Source organism: Dietzia sp. (assembly GCF_036741115.1).
GTDB lineage: Bacteria > Actinomycetota > Actinomycetes > Mycobacteriales > Mycobacteriaceae > Dietzia.
The window spans coordinates 4,654-25,573 of record NZ_DAINST010000004.1; the positions used below are offsets into that span (position 1 = coordinate 4,654).

The following is a 20,920-nucleotide window of genomic DNA, read 5'->3' on the forward strand; positions in this document are numbered from 1 at the left end:
GAGGGCTCGATGACCGTCGCCCAGCCGTCCACCCCGGCGAACTACTTCCACCTGCTTCGCAGGCACGCCCTCGGCATCGAGCGTCCGCTGATCGTCGCGACGCCGAAGTCGATGCTGCGCAACAAGAAGGCCGTCTCGCCGGTCGAGGACTTCACCTCCGGCAAGTTCCGCTCGGTGATCGACGACCCGACCTTCGACGGCGGCGAGAAGGACCCGAAGAAGGTCAAGACGATGCTCCTCGTCTCCGGCAAGCTCTACTACGAGCTCGCCGCGCGCCAGGAGAAGGAGGGTCGCGACGACATCGCGATCGTCCGCCTCGAGCAGCTCCACCCGGTGCCGTACCGCCGCCTCGCGGAGGCCCTGCACCACTACCCGAACATCGAGCAGGTGCGTTGGGTCCAGGAGGAGCCGGCTAACCAGGGTGCATGGGCGTTCCTCGCGCTCGAGCTCCCCGAGCTCGTAGAGGGCTGGCCGCCCATGAAGCTCGTGTCCCGTCGCCGCATGGCCGCGACCTCGACCGGCCTGTCCAAGGTCCACGCCGTCGAGCAGAAGGAGCTCGTCGACAAGGCATTCGAGTAGTCCTTCCAAAACGGCCACAGCCGCGACGGCCGAAAGGGGCGCCCGGGAGGATTGGATCCTCCCGGACGCCCCTTTTCGTCGCTTCGGAAAGCTAGGCGGCCGTGGTGTAGCTGGTCATCGACAGCGAACCCCAGACGTAGCCCTTGTCGAACGCCTCGAGCTTCCGACCCGAAGCCGCAGCCATCCCGGCGGTGTAGAGCATCGGCAGGAAGTGGTCCGGGGTGGGCACGGCCCGGGCGAAGTCGGGGTGCTCGACGATCTTGAGCACGTCCTCCGGGGCGTCCATGAGTAGCGACTGCACCTCGTCGTCGAAGCGATGCGCCCACGCGTCCCCGGTGTTGCCCTTCCCAGGGTCGACGGCGCGGAGGTTGTGTACGACGTTGCCGCTGCCGAGGACGAGGACCCCGTCCTCGGCGAGGCCCGCGAGCTTCGTGCCCATTTCGAAGTGGTACTCCGGCGCCTTGGTCCCGTTGACCGAGAGCTGCGCGACCGGCACGTCGGCGTCGGGGAGCATGTGCGCGAGCACGGACCACGTCCCGTGGTCGAGCCCCCAGGAATCCTGGTCCTCGCCCACCCAGCGGGGTTTCGCGAGCTCGGCGACCTCGGCGACGAGCTCGGGCGCGCCCTGCGCCGGGTACTCGAATTCGTTGAGCTCGTTGGGAAAGCCGTAGAAGTCGTGGATCGTTCGCGGCCGCTCCATGCCCGTGACGGCGGTCGCCGCGATATACCAGTGGGCCGAGACCGCGAGCACCGCGCGCGGCTTCTCCGGCAGCCCCGCGCCTATCCTCTTCCACTCCTTCGTGAACTCGTTGTCCTCGATGGCGTTGAACGGCGCCCCGTGTCCGATGAACACCGCGGGCTGGCCCTTCCGCCCGCCCGCGCTACCCGCGCGGTCTCCGCCCGCTACGTCCGTCTTCGACATCTCGGTCTCCTCCATCTCCGCTTCGGCCGGCCGGAGTCGTCCGGCCGCACTCATATCCCTTTGTTGATGTATCAACTATATATGACGGCGGGGTATTCCTGGCTACCCGCGCGGGCCCGCCGCCGGCGGCCGCAGCTTAGCCCCGCTTCGTTTCCGTGGCGGACACACTAGAGTCGAATCGGCCCACGGGCCGCCACGATCGTATGGAAGAGGGGCTCATGTCATCGTCGTCTTCGCCTTCGGGTTCGTCATCCTCTTCTTCGAATTCTCCATCATCGTCGCAGGGGCTCGGGCTCGAGCGGCTCGTCCCCGGGCTCGGCCGGCACGGCAATACCTCGGGCGGCAACACCAAGCCTCCGCAGCCGGTAGACCCGCGCAAGGCCGTGGTGGACTGCGGCGTCTATGTCGATGGCCGTCGTGTCGAGGGCGAGGACGACTACAGCACTGCGCTGGACTACGTCCGCGATTCGGGGAAGGGCTTCGTCTGGATCGGCGTCCACGCCCCCTCCCAGGAGCAGATGCGGGACATCGCGCGGTGCTTCGGGCTCCACGAGCTGATCGCGGAGGACGCCGTCATGGGCGGGCAGCGCCCCAAGCTCGAGCGTTACGAGGACCTCATCGTCCTCAACCTCCGCACGGTCGACTACCGCGAACACGATTCGGTGCAGGACGCCAAGGAGATCGTCGCGACTGGCGACATCCTCGTCATCTGCGCCGAGGATTTCGTCATGACCGTCCGACACGGCGATTTCGGTGGTCTCACCGACTTACGGCAGTCGATGGAGTCGCGCCCCGAGCTGCTCGAGCTCGGCCCCTCGTCGGTGGCGCACGCTGTCGCGGACCATATCGTCGACGCTTATATCGACGTCACCCACGAGGTGGAGTTCGACGTCGAGGAGCTCGAGTCCGCGGTGTTCGACCCAGAAGAGACGCTCGAGATCGAACACATCTACCTCCTCAAGAGGGAGGTTCTCGAGCTCAAGCACACGGTGGTCCCGCTCTCGATGCCCCTGCGGCGGCTCTCCTTCGACCAGTTCGACGTCGTCGACGAGCAGATCCGTCACTACTTCCGCGACGTCCTCGACCACAACACGCAGGTCTCCGAGGAGGTGGTCGGCTACGACGAACGACTCACCTCTCTTGTGAGCGCGGCGATCGCCCGGGCCGGGAACAAGCAGAACCAGGACATGCGCCGGATCTCCGCGTGGGTCGCGATCGCCGCGGTCCCCACACTCATCGCGGGCATCTTCGGGATGAACTTCGACAACATGCCCGAGCTGCACCTGGAGAGCGGTTATTACCTGGCGCTCGGGCTCATGCTCGCGGTCTGCGTGTTCCTTTATTTCCTCTTCCGGCGCAACGACTGGCTGTAGCTGCGCCGGGGATCGGCGCTAACCCGCGTCGAGGGCGCTGTCGAAGCCGTTGCCGTTGAGCCAGCCGGAGGCCGCGACGATCGCCGGGGTCCTGCCGGACTCGACCGAGGCGTTGAGCGACACGACTTCTTGGGTGGTGAGCTTCGCGGAGACCTTGCGCAGCGCCGCCATTTGATCGTCCCCGAGGAGACCCTCGTCGAAGATCGGCACGAAGTTCTGCGCGCGGACGAGCTGCCGGTCGTCTTCGAGAGGGATGAGGTCGGGCGGGAACAGGGTGGGATCGGTGCTGAACGCGATCCCGGCGCCCGCGCGGCCGCCGCGGACCGTGTCGCGGATGTCGTACGGCGAGGTGAAGGAGGAATCGACGGAGGAGAAGCTGCAATCGTAGCCGCGGAGCGCCTGCTGCAGGTCCGGGTCCTCCGCGTTCGCTGCGGTGGAGGCGAGCCGCAGATCTCCGCAGCGGCCGGCGAGATCCGACATAGCCGACAGGCCCATCGTGTCCTGCGTGTGTTTGGTCACGAAGACCTCGGGCTTGTCCTCGGCCTTCGCCATAGGGCCGGCGACGAGTCCCTCGGGTAGTGCGTCGACCATCGCGTCTCGGACGCCTTCCTCGGACGTCGGCGAGCCTTCTCCTGTGGCGCCTTCCAAGTCGGAGAGGAGCTGGCCGGTGTAGGCCGTGGTGAATCCCGCGTCACCCGAGGCGACGCGGTCATAGGCGTCGCTCGTCGAGCCCTCGGAATCGGTGAACTCGACGAGCGCGCCTGCCCGGCGCAGTGCCAGCCCGTAGATGTCGGTGACCACCTCGTGGCCGATCACCGACGAGGACGTGACCTTGACCGGGCCGACATCCGGATACTGCGGAAGCACCGGATCGGGGACGGCGCAGCCGCCGAGAACCGCGGCGCCGATACCGACGACGAGCCCGCCGACCGCTGCCGCGAGGCCACGCGGGCGAGACCGTAGACCGGCGCGTGCGCGGCGCGCCCGGCCGCTGCGCGAGCCACGGCCGCCCTCGGTGTCCGGGGCGCCCCGGCCGTCGCGGATGTCGCGGCTGTCCTCGTGCACGATCTCGCCCTCGTCCCTTCGTCGTTCGCTGCGGTGATCCTATCGGCGCCGGCTTCAGTCGCCCGGTTGCACCGCCGAGCGGTCGGGATCGAGCACATCAATTCCCGCCTCTTCCCACGCCTCGCGCAGCGCGCCGGCGCCCTTGAGCCGCACCCACGCGGCCTCCGTCTGGGTGACGGGGACGGCCTGGAAGAACTCCACGTCGGCCCCCCACTCACCACGCGCGGGCTCGATCCCGCTCGGGATCAGGATGACGGCGGTGAACGCGGAACCGGGCCAGAGCGGGTTCTCGAGGTCGAGGAGGAAATCCTCGCGGAGGACCACGCCCTCGATGGAGGGGCTCGCCGCGAGCATCGCGAGCGTCTTGCCCACGGCGTCCACCCCTCGGCGTACGCCGAGGACGAGCTCCGCCCGCGGGCCGGAGGGGTCCGGATCCAGGGTCGACGGGTCCATCGGCTGCGAGGAGCACCCGAGCGAGCAGTACCAGACGACGTCATCTGCGGCGGAGCCCGAACCCGAGCTCGAGCCGCCGAGAGGCGCGTAACGGACGAGCCGCATGGGCTCGTTGCCGAGGAAGGTCACCTGCGCCTCGTCGCGGTGGAACGCGGAGAACTGCTCGTCGAGACGTGCACGAACGGCATCGAGGACTGAAGGACTCATCGCGCTCCCCTTACCGGTTTCCGGGGCCGCGCATACCGAGCCGGTAGAGCTCGTCCCGCACGGGTTCCGCGGCATCGGGCTCGCAGAGGATGTCGTAGCGGTTGGCCACGAGTTGTGAGGTCGAGGCGAAATCGCGCCGCCCGCCGGTCGCCGAGTACGAGATCGCCGAGCCGATCATCCCGAAGAGCGCGCCGCCGAGCGCGCCGAAGAGAAGCGGCCCCCACACGCTCGTGGCGAAGATTCCGAACATGAGTCCGATGAAAAGGCCGAACCACGCTCCCGTGATGAGCCCGTTGAGCAGGACTCGCCCCCAGGTGAGGCGACCGACCACGCGCTCGACCTGCATGAGGTCGACGCCCACGATGGTGACCTTCTCGACGGGGAAGGAATTGTCCGCAAGGTGATCGACGGCGCCCTGCGCCTCGAGGTACGTGCCGTAGGATCCGACGACCCAACCCGAGGGCTTGGTCGGCGTGCGCACGGGCGCGCGGCGCGCGCTTCCGCCGCCCGAGCCCGCGCGACGCGCCGGCCTGGCATCGCCCGGCTGTCTGGCATCGCCCGATTGGCCTGGCGGAACTCCTGGTGAGCTCATACTCGATCGCCCTTTCTCGTACATCGGTGTGCGCTCTGCCCCGCGCCGTGTGCGCAAGCGGCAGTGGACCCGGCGGGACCTGCGCGGGGCCTGGCTGCAAGCCTGTCGGGGTTCAGTTAGAGACCCAGCTCGGGTCGGGAAAGCCGCCGGGGAGAGAATCTAGCGCGAAGCCTCGGGCGGCCACACGCCTGCGGCCTGCGCCTTCCCCCGGACGGTCAGGGCCATCTTACGCCCGGCCTCGTCGACCATTTCGTCCCCGACCATGATCGCGCCGCGGGCGCCTCCCGCCACCGAGATCGACTCCTCGTACGCTCCGAGGATCTCGGCGGCGCGCTCGATATCCCCGGACAACGGAGAGAAGACCTCGTTGCCCTTCTCGACCTGTGCCGGGTGGAGGACCCATTTGCCGTCGAAGCCCAGGGCCGCGGAGTGACGGGCGGCGCGCTCGAATCCCTCGACGTCGCGGACACGCACGTAGGGCCCGTCGATGGCCTGGATGCCGTGGGCGCGGGCGGTGATGAGAATCCGCATGAGCGCGTAGTGATACGCATCGCCGACCTCGTAGCCCTCTGGCTGTGCCCCGACGGTGAGCGAGCGCATGCCGAGCGAGGCCATGAAATCGCCGGGACCGAAGACGAGCGAGACGACCCGCGCGGACGCGCCGGCGATCTCGTCGATGCGGAGCAGGCCGGCGCCGTCTTCGATCTGCGGTTGCAGCCCGATCGCGCCCTCGACGAGCCCCGCGGCGCGCTCGGCCTGCCGCAGCACGAGGTCCGCCGCCGCGACCTCCTCCGCGGCACGGACCTTGGGCAGGATGATCGAACCGAGCGGGAGAAGCCCGTCCGTCGCACTTTCGCCGCCGCTCTCGCCCCTAACCGCCTCGGCGAGCCCGCCGACGACTTCGAGGAGGTCACCGGTGGTGTATTCGGTGTCCCAGGCATTGACCCGGACCGCGAGATTGCGGGCCGCGAAGCCACCGGCGGCGAGAGCCGAGACGACGGCGGAGCGGGCTTCGATCTTCGCCGGCCCGGCGACGGCGTCCTCGAGGTCGAGGAACACCTCGTCGGGGGCGAGGGTCGTGGCCTTCGCGAGCATCTTCTCGCTGGATCCCGGGACGGCGAGCGTAGTCCGGCGCGCGGCGCTGCGTTGGGCGGCGATGCGCTCCGCCGCAAGCCCCCGCGCATCCGATCGCCCTGCTGCCGTGCCGCCTGCCTGCCGGGGGCCTGTGCCCATCGCTCGCGTCCTCCTGGGATCGGGGTCGTGGTCCCGCCGCACGGCCCTCATCCAGCAGCCACACCGGTCGCCCACGCCCACCCGGAACGAGTCCATATATGAGCTGCGCGCGAGGATTTCGTACTGTTGATGCCATGTCGACGAACAGAGTCTTCGTAGCCAGGCTAGCCGGGATGTCGGTCACCGGACCCGATGGCGACGAGATCGGGCGCATCCGCGACGTGGTGATCACCTCGCGGCAGGACAGCCATGCCCCGAGGGCGCTCGGACTCGTCGTCGAGTTGCCCACGCGGAGGCGCATCTTCGTACCCATGCTCCGGATCGCCGAGATCGAGCCCACGGCGGTGATCCTGGTCTCCGGCGTCATCAACCTGCACAAATTCTCGGCGCGGAACTCGGAGTCCCTGGTGGTCGGAGAGACCATCGACTCGCTCGTCCGCATAGCCCGACATGACGAGGAGCCGGATGCGTCGGACGGCGCGGCAGACCGGCCCTCGCGCATCGTCGACGTCGAGATCGAGCAGCAGCGTTCGCGGGACTGGATCGTCTCGCGGGTCGCGGTGCAGCCGCGACGCAAGGGCCGAATCGGGCGCCGCGGCGCGGTGACGCTCGTCGATTGGGATGACATCGTCCGCGAGGACGCCGAGGCCGACGACCCGGATTCCGGCGACGCCGCGCACCTGCTCGCCGAATACGACGACATGCGCGCGCCCGACGTGGCCCGCTCTCTTCGCGATCTCCCGGAGCGCCGACGCATCGAGGTCGCCATGGCCCTCGACGACGAGCGCCTCGCAGACGTCCTCCAGGAACTCCCCCACGACGAGGCCACTTCGATCGTCAAGCGCCTCGAGCTCGCCCGCGCCGCCGACGTCCTCGAGGTCATGGACCACGACGACGCGGCGGACCTCCTCACCGAACTCCCCGATTCCGAGGCGGAGACGTTCCTGTCGATGATGAACCCGTCCGAATCCGGTTCCGTGCGCCGACTCATGCAGTTCGACCCGGACACGGCCGGCGGCGTCATGACCCCCGAGCCGATCATCCTCGACCCCCAGACGACGGTCGCCGAGGCACTCGCGCACTGCCGCAACCCGGAGCTGAGCCCGGCCGTGTCCTCGCTCGTGTTCGTCGTGCGCCCGCCGACGGCCACGCCGACGGGCCGCTACCTCGGCAGCGTGCACATCCAGGCGCTGCTCCGCGAGCCGCCGTCCTCGCTGGTCGTCGAGGTGCTCGACGACTCGCTGTCACACCTGCGGCCCGGCGACTCGATCTCGGCGATCACCCGTTACTTCGCGACGTATAACCTCGTCTGCGGCCCGGTTGTCGACGACGAGGGGCACCTGCTCGGCGCGGTGTCCGTCGACGACCTTCTCGACAACATCCTCCCGAAGAACTGGCGAGACCTCGACATCCACGATGACGACGACGGTCCCGCCCGCCCGGTCGGTGCCGGTGCCCGGGGCGGCGGGAGTAGCGGCAGCAGCGATCGGGGAACGACGGGGAAGGCGGGGCGCCGATGAGCGACAGGAGACAGTCGAGGGCAGCCGCGGCGTCATCGTCTCTGAGCACGCCGGTGACCTCACGGCGCCGGCCGGTGGTCAACTTCGATTCCGATGCCGTGGGCCGCGTGAGCGAATCCATCGCGCGCTTCTTCGGCACGGGCCGATACCTGCTCATCCAGACCGTCATCGTGATTGTCTGGGTGATCATCAACGTCGGCTTCGTCGCATTCCGTTTCGACCCCTACCCCTTTATCCTGCTCAACCTCGCGTTCTCCACGCAGGCCGCGTACGCCGCACCGCTCATCCTCCTCGCCCAGAACCGCCAGGAGGACAGGGACAAGGTCTCGCTCGAGGAAGACCGCCTCCGCTCGACGCAGACGAAGGCGGATACCGAGTTCATCACCCGCGAGCTCGCTTCCGTCCGGCTCACGCTCGGCGAGACCGTTTCTCGCGACTACCTGCGCAGGGAGCTCGACGACGTCAAGGACGCCCTCGCGCGCATCGAGTCGCGGATCCTCTCCCAGGAGCTCGAGGGAGAAAGCGACTCCTCCGACTCGGCGGACGGCGAGGACGGCGGCCGGCGGGATTGATCGCCCGGGGCGCCGGCCGGATACCGGCCGTCTGTAGCTCCGCGCGCGGAACGCAGGGGTACGCGAAACCTCCGCCGTCATACCCCCAAACATCTGCACAAGACGAAACGCCTGGGACGCAAGTGAAAATTTAAAACTTCGGCGAAACTCTTCTCCGAGCTTGCCCCGCGAGGCGGTTATGTGCTTTACAATTCGGACGTTGCCTTTTTTTCGACCCTGACCGGCACTTTCGAGGTTTTTCGGTCCCCTGCGGGGATTGCAGAGCGCAAGAGTGTCCATCGCAGGGCCATGACGAGGCCGCCGCCCGCGGGAGCGCGTTCCCGAGAATATGTACGGCACCCTGTCGCGTGTCGCGTGTCTGCCACTGGCGGCCATCGCCGCGTGGGGTGAAGGGGAGGAATTGAGTGTGCGACGTAGCCCGATGAGCACCAATCGTCGAACAGCCATCTGCATGGGCGTCACCGTCACCGCGGTCGCCGGGATCTGCGCGACCGCGGCAGTGGTCAACGTGCACGCCTCGGATAACCAGGAGCCCCAGCTCCGCCCGGTGGTCGAGCAGGTCGAGCGCGAGGTGCCGACCGTCACTCCGCCGATGCCCACGGAGAAGCCCGCAGAACAGCCCGCCGATCTCCCCGCGGGCCCCCTCGGCATCCCCGGCATCGCGATGAAGGCATATCAGGACTCCGCCGACCGCCTCGGCAAGGAGCAGCCGGGCTGCGCGATGGACTGGACACTCATCGCCGGCATCAAGAAGGTCGAGTCGAACCACGGCAACAACGGCGCGTTCTCGATCAAGGGCGATTCGATCACGCCGATCCTCGGCCCGGTCCTCGACGGCCACCTCCCCGGCTCCGAGGTCATCAAGGACAGCGACGGCGGCGAGTTCGACGGGAACAAGGAATACGACCGCGCGGTCGGCCCCGGACAGTTCCTCCCGTCGACCTGGAAGCGGCTGGGCAAGGACGGGAACGGCGACGGCAAGGCCGATCCCAATAACATCTTCGATTCCGCGTACTCGACCGGCGCCTACCTCTGCCAGAACGGCGGGTCCATGGAGGATCCAGCGCAGCGCGAGGCCGCCATCCTCACGTACAACAATTCGCACGCGTACGTGCAGAACGTCAACGCCTGGGCCACCGCGTACGCGACGGGCGTAGAGCCCGATCCCGCCGATCTCCCGCCCATCCACCCGGCGCCCGAGGAGAAGATTCCGGAGAAGTGCCCGGACGGCACCGAGGGCAAGCCGGAGGCGGCTCCCGAGACGGAGGCCCCCGGGACTCCCGAGGAGAAGGTCACGGTCAAGGGCTGCAATCCGAAGCCCTCGGACACGCCTCCCCCGCCGCCTGCCCCCGAGCCCGCACCGGCTCCGGCTCCCGATGCACCTGCACCTGCACCGGCGCCTGCGCCGCAGGATCCCGCCGGCCCGGCGGTGCCGCCGCCTCCGGCCCCCGCGCCCGCACCTGCACCGCAGGACGACATCGCCAAGCGGCTCCAGGACGCGATTCCGCACTTTTAGTGCATCTGGCCTGATCCACCGAGGGCCCGTGAGTCTTTCGACTCACGGGCCCTCGGCGATTGCCGGGTCCGCGCATCCTGGTCCTAGACTGGACGCACTATGAGCGCTCCCAGTCACGATGCAGTTCGCGCCGCCCTGGCGAAGGTCGACGATCCCGAGATCCGCAAGCCCCTCCCCGAGCTGGGAATGATCAAGGGCGTGGACATCGCCGAATCCGGCACGGTGTCGGTAGGCATCTACCTCACGACCTCGGCCTGTCCGATGAAGACCGAATTGTCCGAGCGAGTCCGCACTGCCGTGCTCGACGTGCCCGGTGTGGCGAACGTCGAGATCGAGCTCGATGTGATGAGCGACGAGCAGCGCACCGAACTGCGTAAGGGCTTGCGCGGGGACTCGGCCGAGCCGGTGATCCCCTTCGCCCAGCCGGGCAACCTCACGCGCGTCTACGCGGTCGCCTCGGGCAAGGGCGGCGTGGGCAAGTCGACGGTCACGGTCAATCTCGCCGCCTCTCTCGCCGCGCGCGGGCTATCGGTCGGCGTGCTCGACGCCGATATCTACGGCCACTCCGTGCCGCGGATGCTCGGCTGCCACACGCGGCCCACGCAGGTCGAGCAGATGATTATCCCGCCGGTGGCGCACGACATCAAGGTCATCTCCATCGCCCAGTTCACCTCCGGCAACGCCCCTGTCGTGTGGCGCGGCCCGATGCTCCACCGCGCTCTCCAGCAGTTCCTCGCCGATGTGTTCTGGGGCGACCTCGACGTGCTGCTCATGGACCTCCCGCCCGGCACGGGCGACGTCGCGATCTCCATCGCACAGCTCATTCCCTCGGCCGAGATCCTCGTGGTCACCACGCCGCAGGCGGCCGCCGCCGAGGTCGCCGAGCGCGCCGGGGCGATCGCGCTGCAGACCCGCCAGAAGATCGCGGGCGTCGTGGAGAACATGTCGTGGTTCGAGGCCCCCGATGGGCAGCGCATGGAGCTCTTCGGCTCGGGCGGCGGGCAGCAGGTCTGCGAGAACCTCACGCGCTCCGTGGGCGCCGAGGTTCCGCTCCTCGGGCAGGTTCCGCTCGACCCGCAGGTGCGCGTCGACGGCGACGAGGGCACGCCCAACGTCCTCGCTGCCCCGGACTCGGCATCCGGACGCGCATTCGGGAAGCTCGCCGACAACCTCGCGGTGCGCAAGCGCGGCCTCGTGGGCATGAACCTCGGGATCGACACGACCCGCAACCTCATGGGCTGAGGCGCCACTCGGCGTGCCCGCCTGACGCGCCCGCTCGGCGACGGATCGCCGGGCGGGCGCTACGTGGCGTCGCCGTAGTCCGGGAGCGCCCCGGGATTCGCCGGCGGAACCTGCTGGTTGTACTGACCGACGATGCTCTGCGGGACGGACTGCTGGAAGCCCTGATGTGGGAACGCCTGGCCGTTCTGCTCGGCCTGCGGCTGGAAGCCCTGGCTCTGCGCCTGCGCCGGCGAGGCACCTACTGCGCCCTGCGCCACCTGCACCGCCCCATCTCGCGGAGCGTCGAAGTTCCCCGTGAAGAGCGAATCGTCGCCGTCGAGGAGGTGCTTGGTCACCAGCCCCCGCGGGGTGAGACCGCGGAGCTGATTGATTTCCTGGAGGGGCTTACGGATCTCCTCGAAATCCGTGCCGAAGTCGTCCTTGAGCTGATCCTGCGCCTTGGTCGCGAACTCGCGGACAGCGCGCATCTGCTTCGCGATCCAACGCATCGCTTCGGGCAATCGCTCGGGGCCCAGGATCACGAGGGCGACGATCGCGATGATGAGAATCTCGCCCCAACCTACATTCGGCAACATCGCTCATCAGGATAGCGCCGCCGGGGCGACCGCGATAACCGTCGCCGGCCCATTCGCCCACATTGGCAGCGAATCCACAGGTAGCGGCGCCCGGGGGGCCGGCCGAAAGCCGCTAGCCCGCGACGGGCTTGACCTGGAGCTCCACCCGGCCGCCGTCGCGCACCACTGTCACCGGGGTGTCCTGGCCGATCGTCGAATCGCGGACTGCGACGACGAGTTCGTCGCTCGAATGGATGTCCCGGTCACCGAGCTTGACGACGATGTCCCCCTCGCGGATTCCCGCACGCTGCGCGGGGCTCCCGTCGGCGACGTTGACGACCTCCGCACCGTCGAGCTCCCCGTTCGCCGCCGTCCGCGCATTGACACCGATCGAGGGGTGCTGGATCTCGCCGTTGGTGATGAGCTTTTCGGCGATCGTCTTCGCGTGGTCGATGGGGATTGCGAAGCCGAGGCCGTCGGAGCCGCCGGACTGCGAGAAGATCAGCGTGTTGATGCCGATGACCGCCCCGCGCATGTCGACGAGCGGGCCGCCGGAGTTGCCGGGGTTGATAGCGGCGTCGATCTGGATCGCGTCGATCACGTCACCGCTCTCCGACGAGTCGTTCCCGAGCGCGATCGCCCGGTGGGTCGCCGAGACGATGCCCTGCGTGACCGTCTTCGGCAGCCCGAGCGGCGAGCCGATCGCGACGATCGGCTCGCCGACCTCGACGGCATCGGAATCCCCGAGCTGCGCCACGGTGAGGTTGTCGACGTCCACCTTGATCACGGCGACGTCGGATTGCGGATCCGTGCCCACGATCTGGGCCTTCGCGCGCTGACCCGTGGGGAAGACCGTTTCGATCACGGCATCGGGGCCGGCCTCACCCTCCATGGTGACCACGTGGTTGTTGGTGAGGATGTAGCCGCGATCGTCGATGACGATACCGCTGCCCTCCCCCATACCGCCCGGGGTGGTCACCTGGATGTTGACCACGGCGGGCTGCACCCGGTTCGCGACGTCGCCGATGGGGTTGCCTTCCGAAGCGGGCGCCGCCGGCGCATCGCGCAGCCGCACGTCGTTGCTCGTCAGGCTCGTCGAGCTGTTCGCGAGGAAATACCCCGCTCCGCCGCCGACCAGCCCGATCACGGCGCACACCGCGCCGACGGCCGCGAGCGACTGCCAGGCCAGCCTCCGGCCGAAGAACACCTCGCGCACCCCGAGCCGTTCCAGGCCCTCGCCGCCATCTCCGCCCCGCCCGCCCACGAGGTCGAGCACGGGCTGGGCCGGCGGCTCCGAACGAGCTGGAGCACCGGGTATGACGACGGAGGCCGGATTCCGCCAGGGGTCCGCGGCGCCGCGGGCCTCTGGGCCGCCCTCTCCGCCGGCGCCTTCCCCTGCGCCTTCGGTATCGGTGGGCACCCGCTCGAGCATGTCGCCGACGCCCTCGGGCTTGCCGAAGACCTCGGCGTGCACGGGGTTCGGCGGCGGCGCGGTGACGATCCTCGGGTCCATGCGGTAGCGGGCGGGTGCGGACAGCGGGCCGCTCTCCCCCTCGGGCCGCGAGAAGGCCTCCGCCGTGGAACCGTCCACGGGGGGCCGCTCTACCGGGCGCGGGGAGCGCAGCGGCCGCTCGGGAGCGGTGTCCTCGGGTCGGCCGAAGGGCTGATCCGTGTTCCGGTCCTCACCACGTGGCACTATGCGACTCTCCTGTGCTGTTGCAGTTGCCGGCGTCGGCATTCCCGGCGACGGGCGCGGCGCCGCCCGGTAGCGGCGTTCTCGTACTCGGTCCGAGCCTAGCCGGGGAAGAACCAGGATTTCAGACGCGCACCGAGGCTCGGGCGACGCGCCGGGTCCGGAGTCGCCACGCGGCTTGGCGCAGTCTCCTGGTGCCCGTGGGTCCGGTCCTGCCCCGCGCGCTCGGCCTCCGCGAGCTGCGCCAGCTTCTCGGCGAGGGTGCCCGGCATGCGGATGGGGCCCGAGTGCCGGAGGGCATAGCGGGCGGAGCGTTGCACGTGGAGCTCGTCCATGCACTCGGGGCACTGGCCGAGGTGGCGCAGCGCCCTGTCGCGCGCTGTGGGCGGGAGCCTGTCGTCGGCGAAGGCGGCAACCGCCTCACTGGAAAGGTGTTCGGTGGGAGCAAAATTCGTGGGTTCGGGCTGTGCCGCCATCCGTTCTCCCTCCCCCCTTATCTGTTCGTCGAGCGCAATTCCCGCACGTGTGCGTCCTGGGATCCGCGAGAATCTGCTCGGTTCGAAGTTGCCGTCGCCGGTCCGCTCGAGGCGGCGTGTTCCGGCCAGTATAGGACGATTCCCCGGACGGGCTCGGGGTCCGCAGAGGCCCGCCGGAACGGGTTCCGTGGCGGGAAGGGGCGGCCGTGATTCGTGGTTTCTACGGCGTCATCACCGGCGAGAGCCCGCCCCTGAGCCCTGCCGACACCTTTTCGCGAACCGAGCCCCTACCGGGTCCCGGCCCATGGCTCGGTTGGGCTAGACCTTTCCGAGTGCGTCCGCCATCGAAGTGACCCCCTGACTGGCGAGCTCCGCGCGCAGCGCCGCGCGACCGCGGTGGATCCTGCTGCGCACCGTGCCCATCTTGACCCCGAGGATCTTTCCGACCCGTTCGTACGTGAGGTCCTCAATATCGCAGAGGACGACGGCCGCGCGGTAGTCCGGCGGCAGGTTGTCGAGAGCGCGTTGCAGCACGGGGTCGAACGTCTCGCCGACCACGACCTGCTCGGGGCCGTTGCGCCCGGACTGCAGGCGCTCGGCGTCCTCCGGCAGCGAGTCCATGCGAATGCGGGCCCGGCGGCGCGCCTGGTCGAGGAAGAGGTTGGTGACGATGCGGTGCATCCATCCCTCGAAGGTCCCCGGCTTGTAACGGTCGAGGGACTTGAAGACGCGGATAAAGGCGTCCTGCGTGAGGTCCTCCGCATCCTGCGGATTGCCGGTGAGACGGTAGGCGAGGCGATAGACCTTATCGCCGTGGTCGGCGACGATCTGCGACCACGAAGGCAGATCGGCTCTGTCCCCCGACCTGTCGAAGGCGGCCGTGACGGACTCGGGTTCCCCGGAGCCGCCAGGCGCCGGCGCGGGCGTCGTCTGTGAATCGGCCACAGCGCGCCTCCTTCCATTCGTCGGGGCGAGAGAAGCCCCGAGGTTGCCGACTACTTTGCCCGATCCGGCTGGGCTCGGTGTAGTGCAGCGCTGTGCGGTCCCTGAGAATGCATTTTTATCTTCCCTCTCCGGGCACCGCGAACCCCAATTCGCGCGGTGCATCGAGACGGGAATCCGCCCGCTCGTCCTCCACGATGAGCCGGGGTCGATCGTTTAGGGTGGGACGCGTGAATAACGGCAACGGCGCAGGTAGCGGTACGCAAGAGGCGAATGTGACTCAGGAGTCGCTTGGGGTCGATCTGCACGACCTCGCGGCCCTCTATGGTCGTTGCGCGGAAGCGGCCGAGCCCAGTAAACCCGCCCACGGCACCACAGCCGGCGCGGCCGATGAGAAGAATGCCGTCGCCGCGATGCGCGCGGCCCGCGAGGACAGCGCCGAACTCGGCGGGCGCGCCCCCGACGCCGTCGGGACTGCGATCCTCTCGCTGCTCGCGTCGATGAGCGGGAAGTCCTCCGCGGTCTATGTCGGCTCGGCCCCCGGGGTCGTGGCGCTGGCACTGCTCTCGGGCCTCTCGCCCGCGGGCGGATCCGGCAAGCCCGGTGCAGTCACGGCGATCACCTCGGATCCGCACCTCGCCGATGCCGGGAAGAAGGCGGTGGCGTCGGCCGGGTACCCGGGCAGCGCCTGCCGGATCATCGCCGCGCGGCCGCTCGAGGTCATGGGCAAGCTCGCGGCCGATTCGTACGGACTCGTCGTCGCCGATGCGGGCGAGGTCGAGGCCGCCGCTCTCGCCGAGCGCGCTCTCGAGCTCGTCGGCGGAGGTGCGGTCGTAGTTCTCGGCGCCGAGGACTACTTCGACGACCTCACCTCGCTGCCCGAGGGCGCGCGGGTCACCCACTTGCCCGCGGCCCGCGGCATCTCGGTGCTCACCGCACGCTAGCCCGCAGGCTCACCGCCGGCACGATGTGCGCCGTCAGGCCGACCGGTTTGCCCTACCGTGGGGCACGCACGAAGACACTGAGGTTGACGTCGATGTCCGCGCGGTATTCCTTGCGGCCGAGCTCGGCGAGTCTCCCCGCCACGGCCTCGCGCCCGACCTTCGCGCCGCTGGGCCCCATGAGCGCCACGTCGAGCGCCGTGTCCGCATCGAGCGCCATCGTGGCGCGCACCGTGGTGGATGCGGCGGGGTCGAGCGCGAAATGCTCCCCGCCCATCATCGACTCGGTGAGCCGCCGCTCCTTGCCGCGCTCGATGTCGAGCATGCCCAGCTCCTCGCGGAGCGGGCGGAGATGCTCGGGGCCCGGCCATGCGACGACCAGGCGGCCACTGGGCGCGAGGACGCGGGCGAATTCCTCGGGATTGCGCGGGGCGAAGATCACCTGGATCGCGTCCGCGCATCCGTCGGCGAGCGGGAGTCCGCGCCAGGTATCGGCGACGACAGACGCGGCGCGGGGATGCGCGGAGGCGAGGCGCCGAGCCGCGGCTGCGGAGATCTCGGTGCACACCGCACGCGCCGCGGGAAACGCATCGAGGACGGAGCGGGCGTAGAAGCCCGTACCCGCGCCGACGTCGACGAGGAGCGGAGCGCGGCCGTGCTCGACCGAATCCGCAACGGAATCCGCGGCTGACGGCGCCGGTCCGAGCGTCGGGGCAAGCGCCGCTCCCAGCGCCGCGACGAGCGGATCGAAATGCCCGGCCGCGAGGAAGCGCTCCCGGCGCTCGAGCTGCGCATGATCGTCCCCGGGGCCGGTGCGTCCTGCGCCGCCGAGGAGGGACACGTAGCCCTGCTTCGCGACGTCGAAGCTGTGCCCCAAGTTACAGGCGAGCGTGCGGACCCGCGCGGGCACGGGCGATGGCCCTGGAGTTGGCCCTGGCGATGGCGGCTGACGCGTGGATTCGGCCGACTCTACAGCTGTCGCATCCCCCACCTTCTCGGATAACGCCCCGGCGCACACCGGACAGCGAAGCGCCGGAAGCACCGAGCGCAGTGCCCGTGCCATTGGGGTTTCACGCAGTTCGGCGGCTTGCCCGGGCTCGAGTCCGTCCGGCTTTACCTCGCCGGCGCCAGGTTGCACGCCGCTCAACGGAGCACGAAAAACCGCCGGGGGCACGAGGCACCCCGGCGGCGGTGTGGATACGAGGATCCGCGCACCAAGAGGCTAGTCCGTGATCTTGGCGAGCTCGGCGCTGAGCGCCTGGGCCTCGTCCAGCGTGAGCTCCACCACGAGGCGCCCTCCGCCGTCGACCGGAACCCGCATCACAATGGCGCGGCCTTCCTTGGCCGCTTCGATCGGTCCGTCGCCAGTTCTGGGCTTCATAGCCGCCATCAGTCGCACTCTCTTCCCGGGAGTCTTCCCGAATCATGTCTCGCCCTACCTGGGTCTCGCCCTGTGCCGCGCAGACTCTCGCGGCTCCGGGCACACAGGACGGCTCTGAGGAACCGTCGTAGGCCTAGCCATTTTAGCGCGGCTCAATTCGATGCGCCGGACTTATCCTCCGTAATCGCCGACGGCGAGACGCCCCTGAGCCTGTCGATCTCCGCTGCGAGCTCCGCGATGGCCCAATCGACCTCCGCCATGTCGTACCCGCGGGCCTTGACTCCGAAGCGGAGCGCGCGGGCATCGGCGCCCGAGACCGCGCCGCGTGGCAGCTTGGCGAGGGTCTCGTCCGGCTCCACGGGAGGCAGTGGTTCGCCCCTGCCGGCCACGACGGCGGCCACGACGAAGACGATCGCGGCGACCAGAACGGTGATCACCACGTAAACGACAACGCTCCCCATTTATTCCACGCTTCCGTTCTCTTGCCGGGTGCCGCAATTCGCGGCGCGGCCTACTTGCCGGCTGGCTCCCTCGGCGTCACGACCAGTACGACCAGACCCGGCCAGGCCGCGTCCGGACAAAGCCTTGTCCGGCCCAGTTCAGCTCAGGTCCGGTACCGGTCTGGCCCACTAGCAGCCCATGTCCGGGGCTCGACCGTCGATGCTACCCGCGGCGGCAGCCGGCGACGTCCACGCGCGCCGCATCGGCCTGCGTCATGTCGGACTTCGCTGCGCCGACCGAACCCTCGCCCCCGCCGGCGGAATCCGCGTGCGCGGCCCGCAGCTCGCGCGGGATCGACGCCATGGGTGGCCGGTCCTCGGCGAGCACGCGCTCGGCGAGGGGCAGCCCGAGGCGCAGGGAGAAGACTTCGATCACATGCCTACTTGTCCCGGCCAAGGAGTGGAGTGAGCGGTGGCGATGCTCCCGCGTGCCCAGATCGACCTGCGCGATCCCTGCCGGTCCGTGGAGACGGAGCGCGTCGAGGACGAGCCCGATTTCGACGCCGTACTCCGCGGCAAACGGGACGGACTCGGCGAATTCGCGCCGCACCGCATACTCGCCCGCAAGCGGCTGGCGCAGCGCGGCGATCTCCGGGACGAACGCCTCGAGGAGCGGGCGTGCGAGGAGCTCGGTGACACGCCCCCCGCCGTCCGGATCCGCGCCCGGCCCTGCATTGGAATCGCCCTCTGCCCCGCGGAACGGCCTGCGATAACTGCCCTTGACGAGCACCGGCGTATCCGAGAGCAGCAGCGGACCGACGATCCCCGGCACATACTCCGGCGAAGGATCGCGTAGGTCCGAGTCCACGAAGGCGACGATGTCCCCGGAAGTCGCTGCGAGCGATCGCCACAGCGCCTCGCCCTTGCCGTGCCGCGGCTGCAGTTCCGGGCCCGCTCCGCGGAGGATCTCGGATACCGCGACCGTCTCGGCACCTGCGGCCTCGGCTCGTGCGCGCGTGGCATCGCTGGAGCCCGAATCGACCACTAGCAGCTCGTCGACGAGTGGAGCGGAGCCGAGGGCGAGCGGGAGGATCGAGGCGACGACCCCGGAGACGGAGTCCTCCTCGTCGAGCGCGGGAAGCACGACGGAGACCGTACGACCGCGCTTGGCGGCGACCAGCGCGTCGAGGCTCCACGCGCCGCGCGGGTACGTCGCCACCGGCTCGCGTTCCACCGCCCACCCCTTCGTCTCGGTTTTCCCGGGTCTTTTCGATGCGTTACCGGCGATTTCTCGCCCGCGTTCTCTCACACGAGCGACCCGCCTCGCAGATCTAGGCTAGACCCCTGACCACACGCGCCGGCGGCCTCGTCCCCTGGATCGACGCCACCATGTCCACAATTCGCCGGGTGCCCACAATGTCGTGGCAGCGCAGGATTCGCGCGCCCTGCCACAGCGCGACCGCGCTCGCGGCGAGAGTCCCCTCCCCGCGATTGTCGACGTCCGCGTCGAGGGTCTCGCCGATGAAATCCTTGTTACTCAACGCCATGAGCACCGGAAATCCGAGCTCCACCAACGGCGAGAGATCGCGGAGCAGCTCGAGACCGTGGTAGGTGTTCTTGCCGAAGTCGTGGGTGGGATCGACGATGACGGCGTCCGCCGCGATCCCCGCGGCGAGCGCACGCTCGGCGCCCGAAGCGAGCTCTTCCCGCACCGCCGCCACGACGTCCTCGTAGCCCACGCGGTACGGACGCGTCCGTGGCTCCGCGCTCCCGGTATGCGAACACACGAACCCGGCGCCGCCCTCTGCGGCGGTGTGGACGAGATTCTCGTCGTAGCCCGCCCAGGTGTCGTTGATAATCGCCGCTCCGGCCTCGATCGCCGGGGCCGCGACCTCGCTGCGCCAGGTATCCACGGAGATGAGCAGCCCCGGATGACGCTCGTGGACAGCCTCGATGAAGGGGACGACGCGGCGGATCTCCTCCGCGGCGTCGACGGTCTCCCCCGGCCCGGCCTTGACCCCACCGATGTCGACGATGTCCGCGCCGGCGGAGGCGGCCTCGTCGACACGGCGGAGCGCCGGCTCGTCGGCAAAGGTCGCGCCCTTGTCGAAGAACGAGTCCGGCGTGCGGTTGACGATCGACATGACCAGGGCGCGATCGCTCGCGACCGGGCGCCCGCAGAGTGTCCGCGCCGCTTCTGTCGGCTCCGCCATCAAGATTCCGGGGCCTGCTCGGGGTCGCCGCCCGCGGTATCGTCGTCGCGCGCGGCAGGTTCGCCGTTCGCCGTCACGCCCGCCTTCTCCGCCTTTTCCGCGAGCACCCGCCGGTGGGCGCGGACGATGTGCGCCACGGCCTCGTCGACGGAATCGGTGCACAGCAGGAGTTCGGGATCGTCCGCCGAGATCATCTTCTCGGCGGCCAGCCGGTCCCGGATCCACTGCACGAGCGGACCCCAGAACTCCGTTCCGAACAGGACGATCGGGAAGCGGGTGATCTTGTTGGTCTGCACGAGGGTCACGGCCTCGAAGAGCTCGTCGAGTGTGCCGAAGCCTCCCGGCGTGCAGACGAAGGCCTGCGTGTACTTGACGAACATCGTCTTGCGCACGAAGAAGTAGCGGAAGTGGATCCCGAGATCGAGGTGGTCGTTGAGGCCCTGCTCGTGCGGGAGCTCGATGCCGAGGCCGACCGAGAAGCCACCCGCCTGGTGCGCTCCCTTGTTCGCGGCCTCCATCTGCCCGGGGCCGCCGCCGGTGACCACCGCGTACCCGGCCTCCGCGAGCGCCGCGCCGATCCGCACGGCGGTCTCGTAGTACTCGTCCCCGGGCTTGGTCCTCGCCGAACCGAAGACGCTCACGGCATCGGGCATCTCGGCGAGCGCGCCGAACCCGTTGACGAACTCGCTCTGGATCCGCATCACCCGCCACGGGTCCGTGTGCAACCACTCGGTATCCGGCTGCGTATCGAGGAGCCGCGAGTCCGTGGTCGAGGACAGCGGCTCGTTGTCGCGGACCATCACGGGGCCACGGAGTCGGAAGGGGAACGATTGGGACATCGGGGACCTTTCTCGGCCGGGGGCGCCGGCACCGCCCGGCGGAGGGGCAGGCACGGACTCCCCGGCGGGGACGACGAGTGTGACTCCGTCTCGATCGGGACTGCGCGTCGGTGTCGATCGGGAGCCTCTGCCGATTCTGCCCAACAACACCGACACCGCGCGCGAAT

Annotated in this window: 20 protein-coding genes and 2 pseudogenes; 7 read left to right on the forward strand and 15 right to left on the reverse strand. The window is 69.3% G+C overall.

The features are described from left to right. A pseudogene (gene kgd, locus V7E05_RS01110) lies at positions 1-579 on the forward strand (multifunctional oxoglutarate decarboxylase/oxoglutarate dehydrogenase thiamine pyrophosphate-binding subunit/dihydrolipoyllysine-residue succinyltransferase subunit); the annotation flags it as partial. A gap of 91 nt (positions 580-670) precedes the next feature. Here the strand turns inward: kgd and ygiD are convergent. Next, complete coding sequence (gene ygiD, locus V7E05_RS01115; RefSeq protein WP_333617836.1) at positions 671-1,501, reverse strand: 4,5-DOPA dioxygenase extradiol; 831 nt, start codon at positions 1,499-1,501, stop codon at positions 671-673. A 218-nt stretch (positions 1,502-1,719) separates the two neighbouring features. Here ygiD and V7E05_RS01120 point away from each other — a divergent pair, with 218 nt between their 5' ends. Beyond that, positions 1,720-2,874, forward strand: a complete 1,155-nt coding sequence (locus V7E05_RS01120; protein ID WP_333617837.1) for a magnesium and cobalt transport protein CorA — start codon at positions 1,720-1,722, stop codon at positions 2,872-2,874. A gap of 18 nt (positions 2,875-2,892) precedes the next feature. On the opposite strand, the gene V7E05_RS01125 is transcribed toward V7E05_RS01120, so the two are convergent. The 4 genes from V7E05_RS01125 to V7E05_RS01140 all read right to left on the reverse strand — a co-directional run bounded on the left by V7E05_RS01125 (position 2,893) and on the right by V7E05_RS01140 (position 6,349). Then, a complete protein-coding gene (locus tag V7E05_RS01125) occupies positions 2,893-3,939 on the reverse strand; it encodes a glycine betaine ABC transporter substrate-binding protein (RefSeq protein WP_333617838.1) in 1,047 nt (348 codons plus the stop codon). 54 nt (positions 3,940-3,993) lie between these two features. Further along, a complete protein-coding gene (locus V7E05_RS01130) occupies positions 3,994-4,599 on the reverse strand; it encodes a suppressor of fused domain protein (RefSeq protein WP_333617839.1) in 606 nt (201 codons plus the stop codon). Between the two features lie 10 nt (positions 4,600-4,609). Continuing rightward, positions 4,610-5,191 (reverse strand): general stress protein, encoded by a 582-nt coding sequence (locus tag V7E05_RS01135; RefSeq protein WP_333617840.1) that lies wholly within the window; start codon positions 5,189-5,191, stop codon positions 4,610-4,612. A gap of 159 nt (positions 5,192-5,350) precedes the next feature. Next, complete coding sequence (locus tag V7E05_RS01140; RefSeq protein ID WP_442891562.1) at positions 5,351-6,349, reverse strand: HpcH/HpaI aldolase/citrate lyase family protein; 999 nt, start codon at positions 6,347-6,349, stop codon at positions 5,351-5,353. Between the two features lie 209 nt (positions 6,350-6,558). On the opposite strand from V7E05_RS01140, the gene V7E05_RS01145 reads away from it, so the two are divergent. The 4 genes from V7E05_RS01145 (at position 6,559) to V7E05_RS01160 (ending at position 11,274) form a co-directional block, all read left to right on the forward strand. Continuing rightward, entirely contained in the window at positions 6,559-7,944 is a 1,386-nt protein-coding gene (locus V7E05_RS01145; RefSeq protein ID WP_333617842.1) for a magnesium transporter MgtE N-terminal domain-containing protein, read from the forward strand. Continuing rightward, positions 7,941-8,516 (forward strand): DUF1003 domain-containing protein, encoded by a 576-nt coding sequence (locus tag V7E05_RS01150; protein ID WP_333617843.1) that lies wholly within the window; start codon positions 7,941-7,943, stop codon positions 8,514-8,516. The genes V7E05_RS01145 and V7E05_RS01150 overlap by 4 nt, the downstream gene beginning before the upstream one ends. A 421-nt stretch (positions 8,517-8,937) precedes the next feature. Then, the gene (locus V7E05_RS01155; RefSeq protein WP_333617844.1) at positions 8,938-10,032 is read left to right on the forward strand and encodes a lytic transglycosylase domain-containing protein; all 1,095 of its coding nucleotides are present in this window, start codon (positions 8,938-8,940) and stop codon (positions 10,030-10,032) included. A gap of 99 nt (positions 10,033-10,131) precedes the next feature. Further along, positions 10,132-11,274, forward strand: coding sequence for an Mrp/NBP35 family ATP-binding protein (locus V7E05_RS01160; protein ID WP_333617845.1), 1,143 nt, complete (start codon positions 10,132-10,134; stop codon positions 11,272-11,274). 275 nt (positions 11,275-11,549) lie between these two features. On the opposite strand, the pseudogene tatB reads toward V7E05_RS01160, so the two are convergent. The 4 genes and pseudogenes from tatB to sigE form a co-directional block, all read right to left on the reverse strand. Then, positions 11,550-11,849 (reverse strand): annotated as a pseudogene (gene tatB / locus V7E05_RS01165) (Sec-independent protein translocase protein TatB); the annotation flags it as partial. A gap of 112 nt (positions 11,850-11,961) precedes the next feature. Beyond that, positions 11,962-13,524, reverse strand: a complete 1,563-nt coding sequence (locus tag V7E05_RS01170) for a S1C family serine protease (RefSeq protein WP_333617846.1) — start codon at positions 13,522-13,524, stop codon at positions 11,962-11,964. Positions 13,525-13,622: 98 nt separating this feature from the next. Beyond that, positions 13,623-13,997, reverse strand: a complete 375-nt coding sequence (locus V7E05_RS01175) for a zf-HC2 domain-containing protein (RefSeq protein ID WP_333617847.1) — start codon at positions 13,995-13,997, stop codon at positions 13,623-13,625. A gap of 318 nt (positions 13,998-14,315) precedes the next feature. Then, positions 14,316-14,942 carry an RNA polymerase sigma factor SigE gene (gene sigE, locus V7E05_RS01180; protein ID WP_333617848.1) on the reverse strand — a complete coding sequence of 209 codons (627 nt, stop codon included), beginning with the start codon at positions 14,940-14,942 and terminating at the stop codon, positions 14,316-14,318. Between the two features lie 227 nt (positions 14,943-15,169). Here sigE and V7E05_RS01185 point away from each other — a divergent pair, with 227 nt between their 5' ends. Then, the gene (locus tag V7E05_RS01185; protein ID WP_333617849.1) at positions 15,170-15,883 is read left to right on the forward strand and encodes a hypothetical protein; all 714 of its coding nucleotides are present in this window, start codon (positions 15,170-15,172) and stop codon (positions 15,881-15,883) included. A gap of 52 nt (positions 15,884-15,935) precedes the next feature. On the opposite strand, the gene V7E05_RS01190 is transcribed toward V7E05_RS01185, so the two are convergent. From V7E05_RS01190 to V7E05_RS01215, 6 genes are all read right to left on the reverse strand, one after another. Further along, on the reverse strand, positions 15,936-16,790 hold the full coding sequence (locus V7E05_RS01190) for a methyltransferase domain-containing protein (RefSeq protein WP_333617850.1): 855 nt from the start codon (positions 16,788-16,790) through the stop codon (positions 15,936-15,938). A gap of 312 nt (positions 16,791-17,102) precedes the next feature. Next, positions 17,103-17,270: a DUF3117 domain-containing protein gene (locus V7E05_RS01195; protein ID WP_333617851.1), complete on the reverse strand. Its 168-nt coding sequence runs from the start codon at positions 17,268-17,270 to the stop codon at positions 17,103-17,105. A gap of 143 nt (positions 17,271-17,413) precedes the next feature. Next, positions 17,414-17,722 (reverse strand): DivIVA domain-containing protein, encoded by a 309-nt coding sequence (locus V7E05_RS01200; protein ID WP_333617852.1) that lies wholly within the window; start codon positions 17,720-17,722, stop codon positions 17,414-17,416. Between the two features lie 202 nt (positions 17,723-17,924). After that, positions 17,925-18,935: a glucosyl-3-phosphoglycerate synthase gene (locus V7E05_RS01205; RefSeq protein ID WP_333617853.1), complete on the reverse strand. Its 1,011-nt coding sequence runs from the start codon at positions 18,933-18,935 to the stop codon at positions 17,925-17,927. A gap of 97 nt (positions 18,936-19,032) precedes the next feature. Then, entirely contained in the window at positions 19,033-19,914 is an 882-nt protein-coding gene (gene folP / locus V7E05_RS01210) for a dihydropteroate synthase (RefSeq protein ID WP_333617854.1), read from the reverse strand. Beyond that, positions 19,914-20,753 (reverse strand): TIGR00730 family Rossman fold protein, encoded by an 840-nt coding sequence (locus V7E05_RS01215; protein WP_333617855.1) that lies wholly within the window; start codon positions 20,751-20,753, stop codon positions 19,914-19,916. The genes folP and V7E05_RS01215 overlap by 1 nt, the downstream gene beginning before the upstream one ends. Positions 20,754-20,920 lie beyond the last annotated feature (167 nt).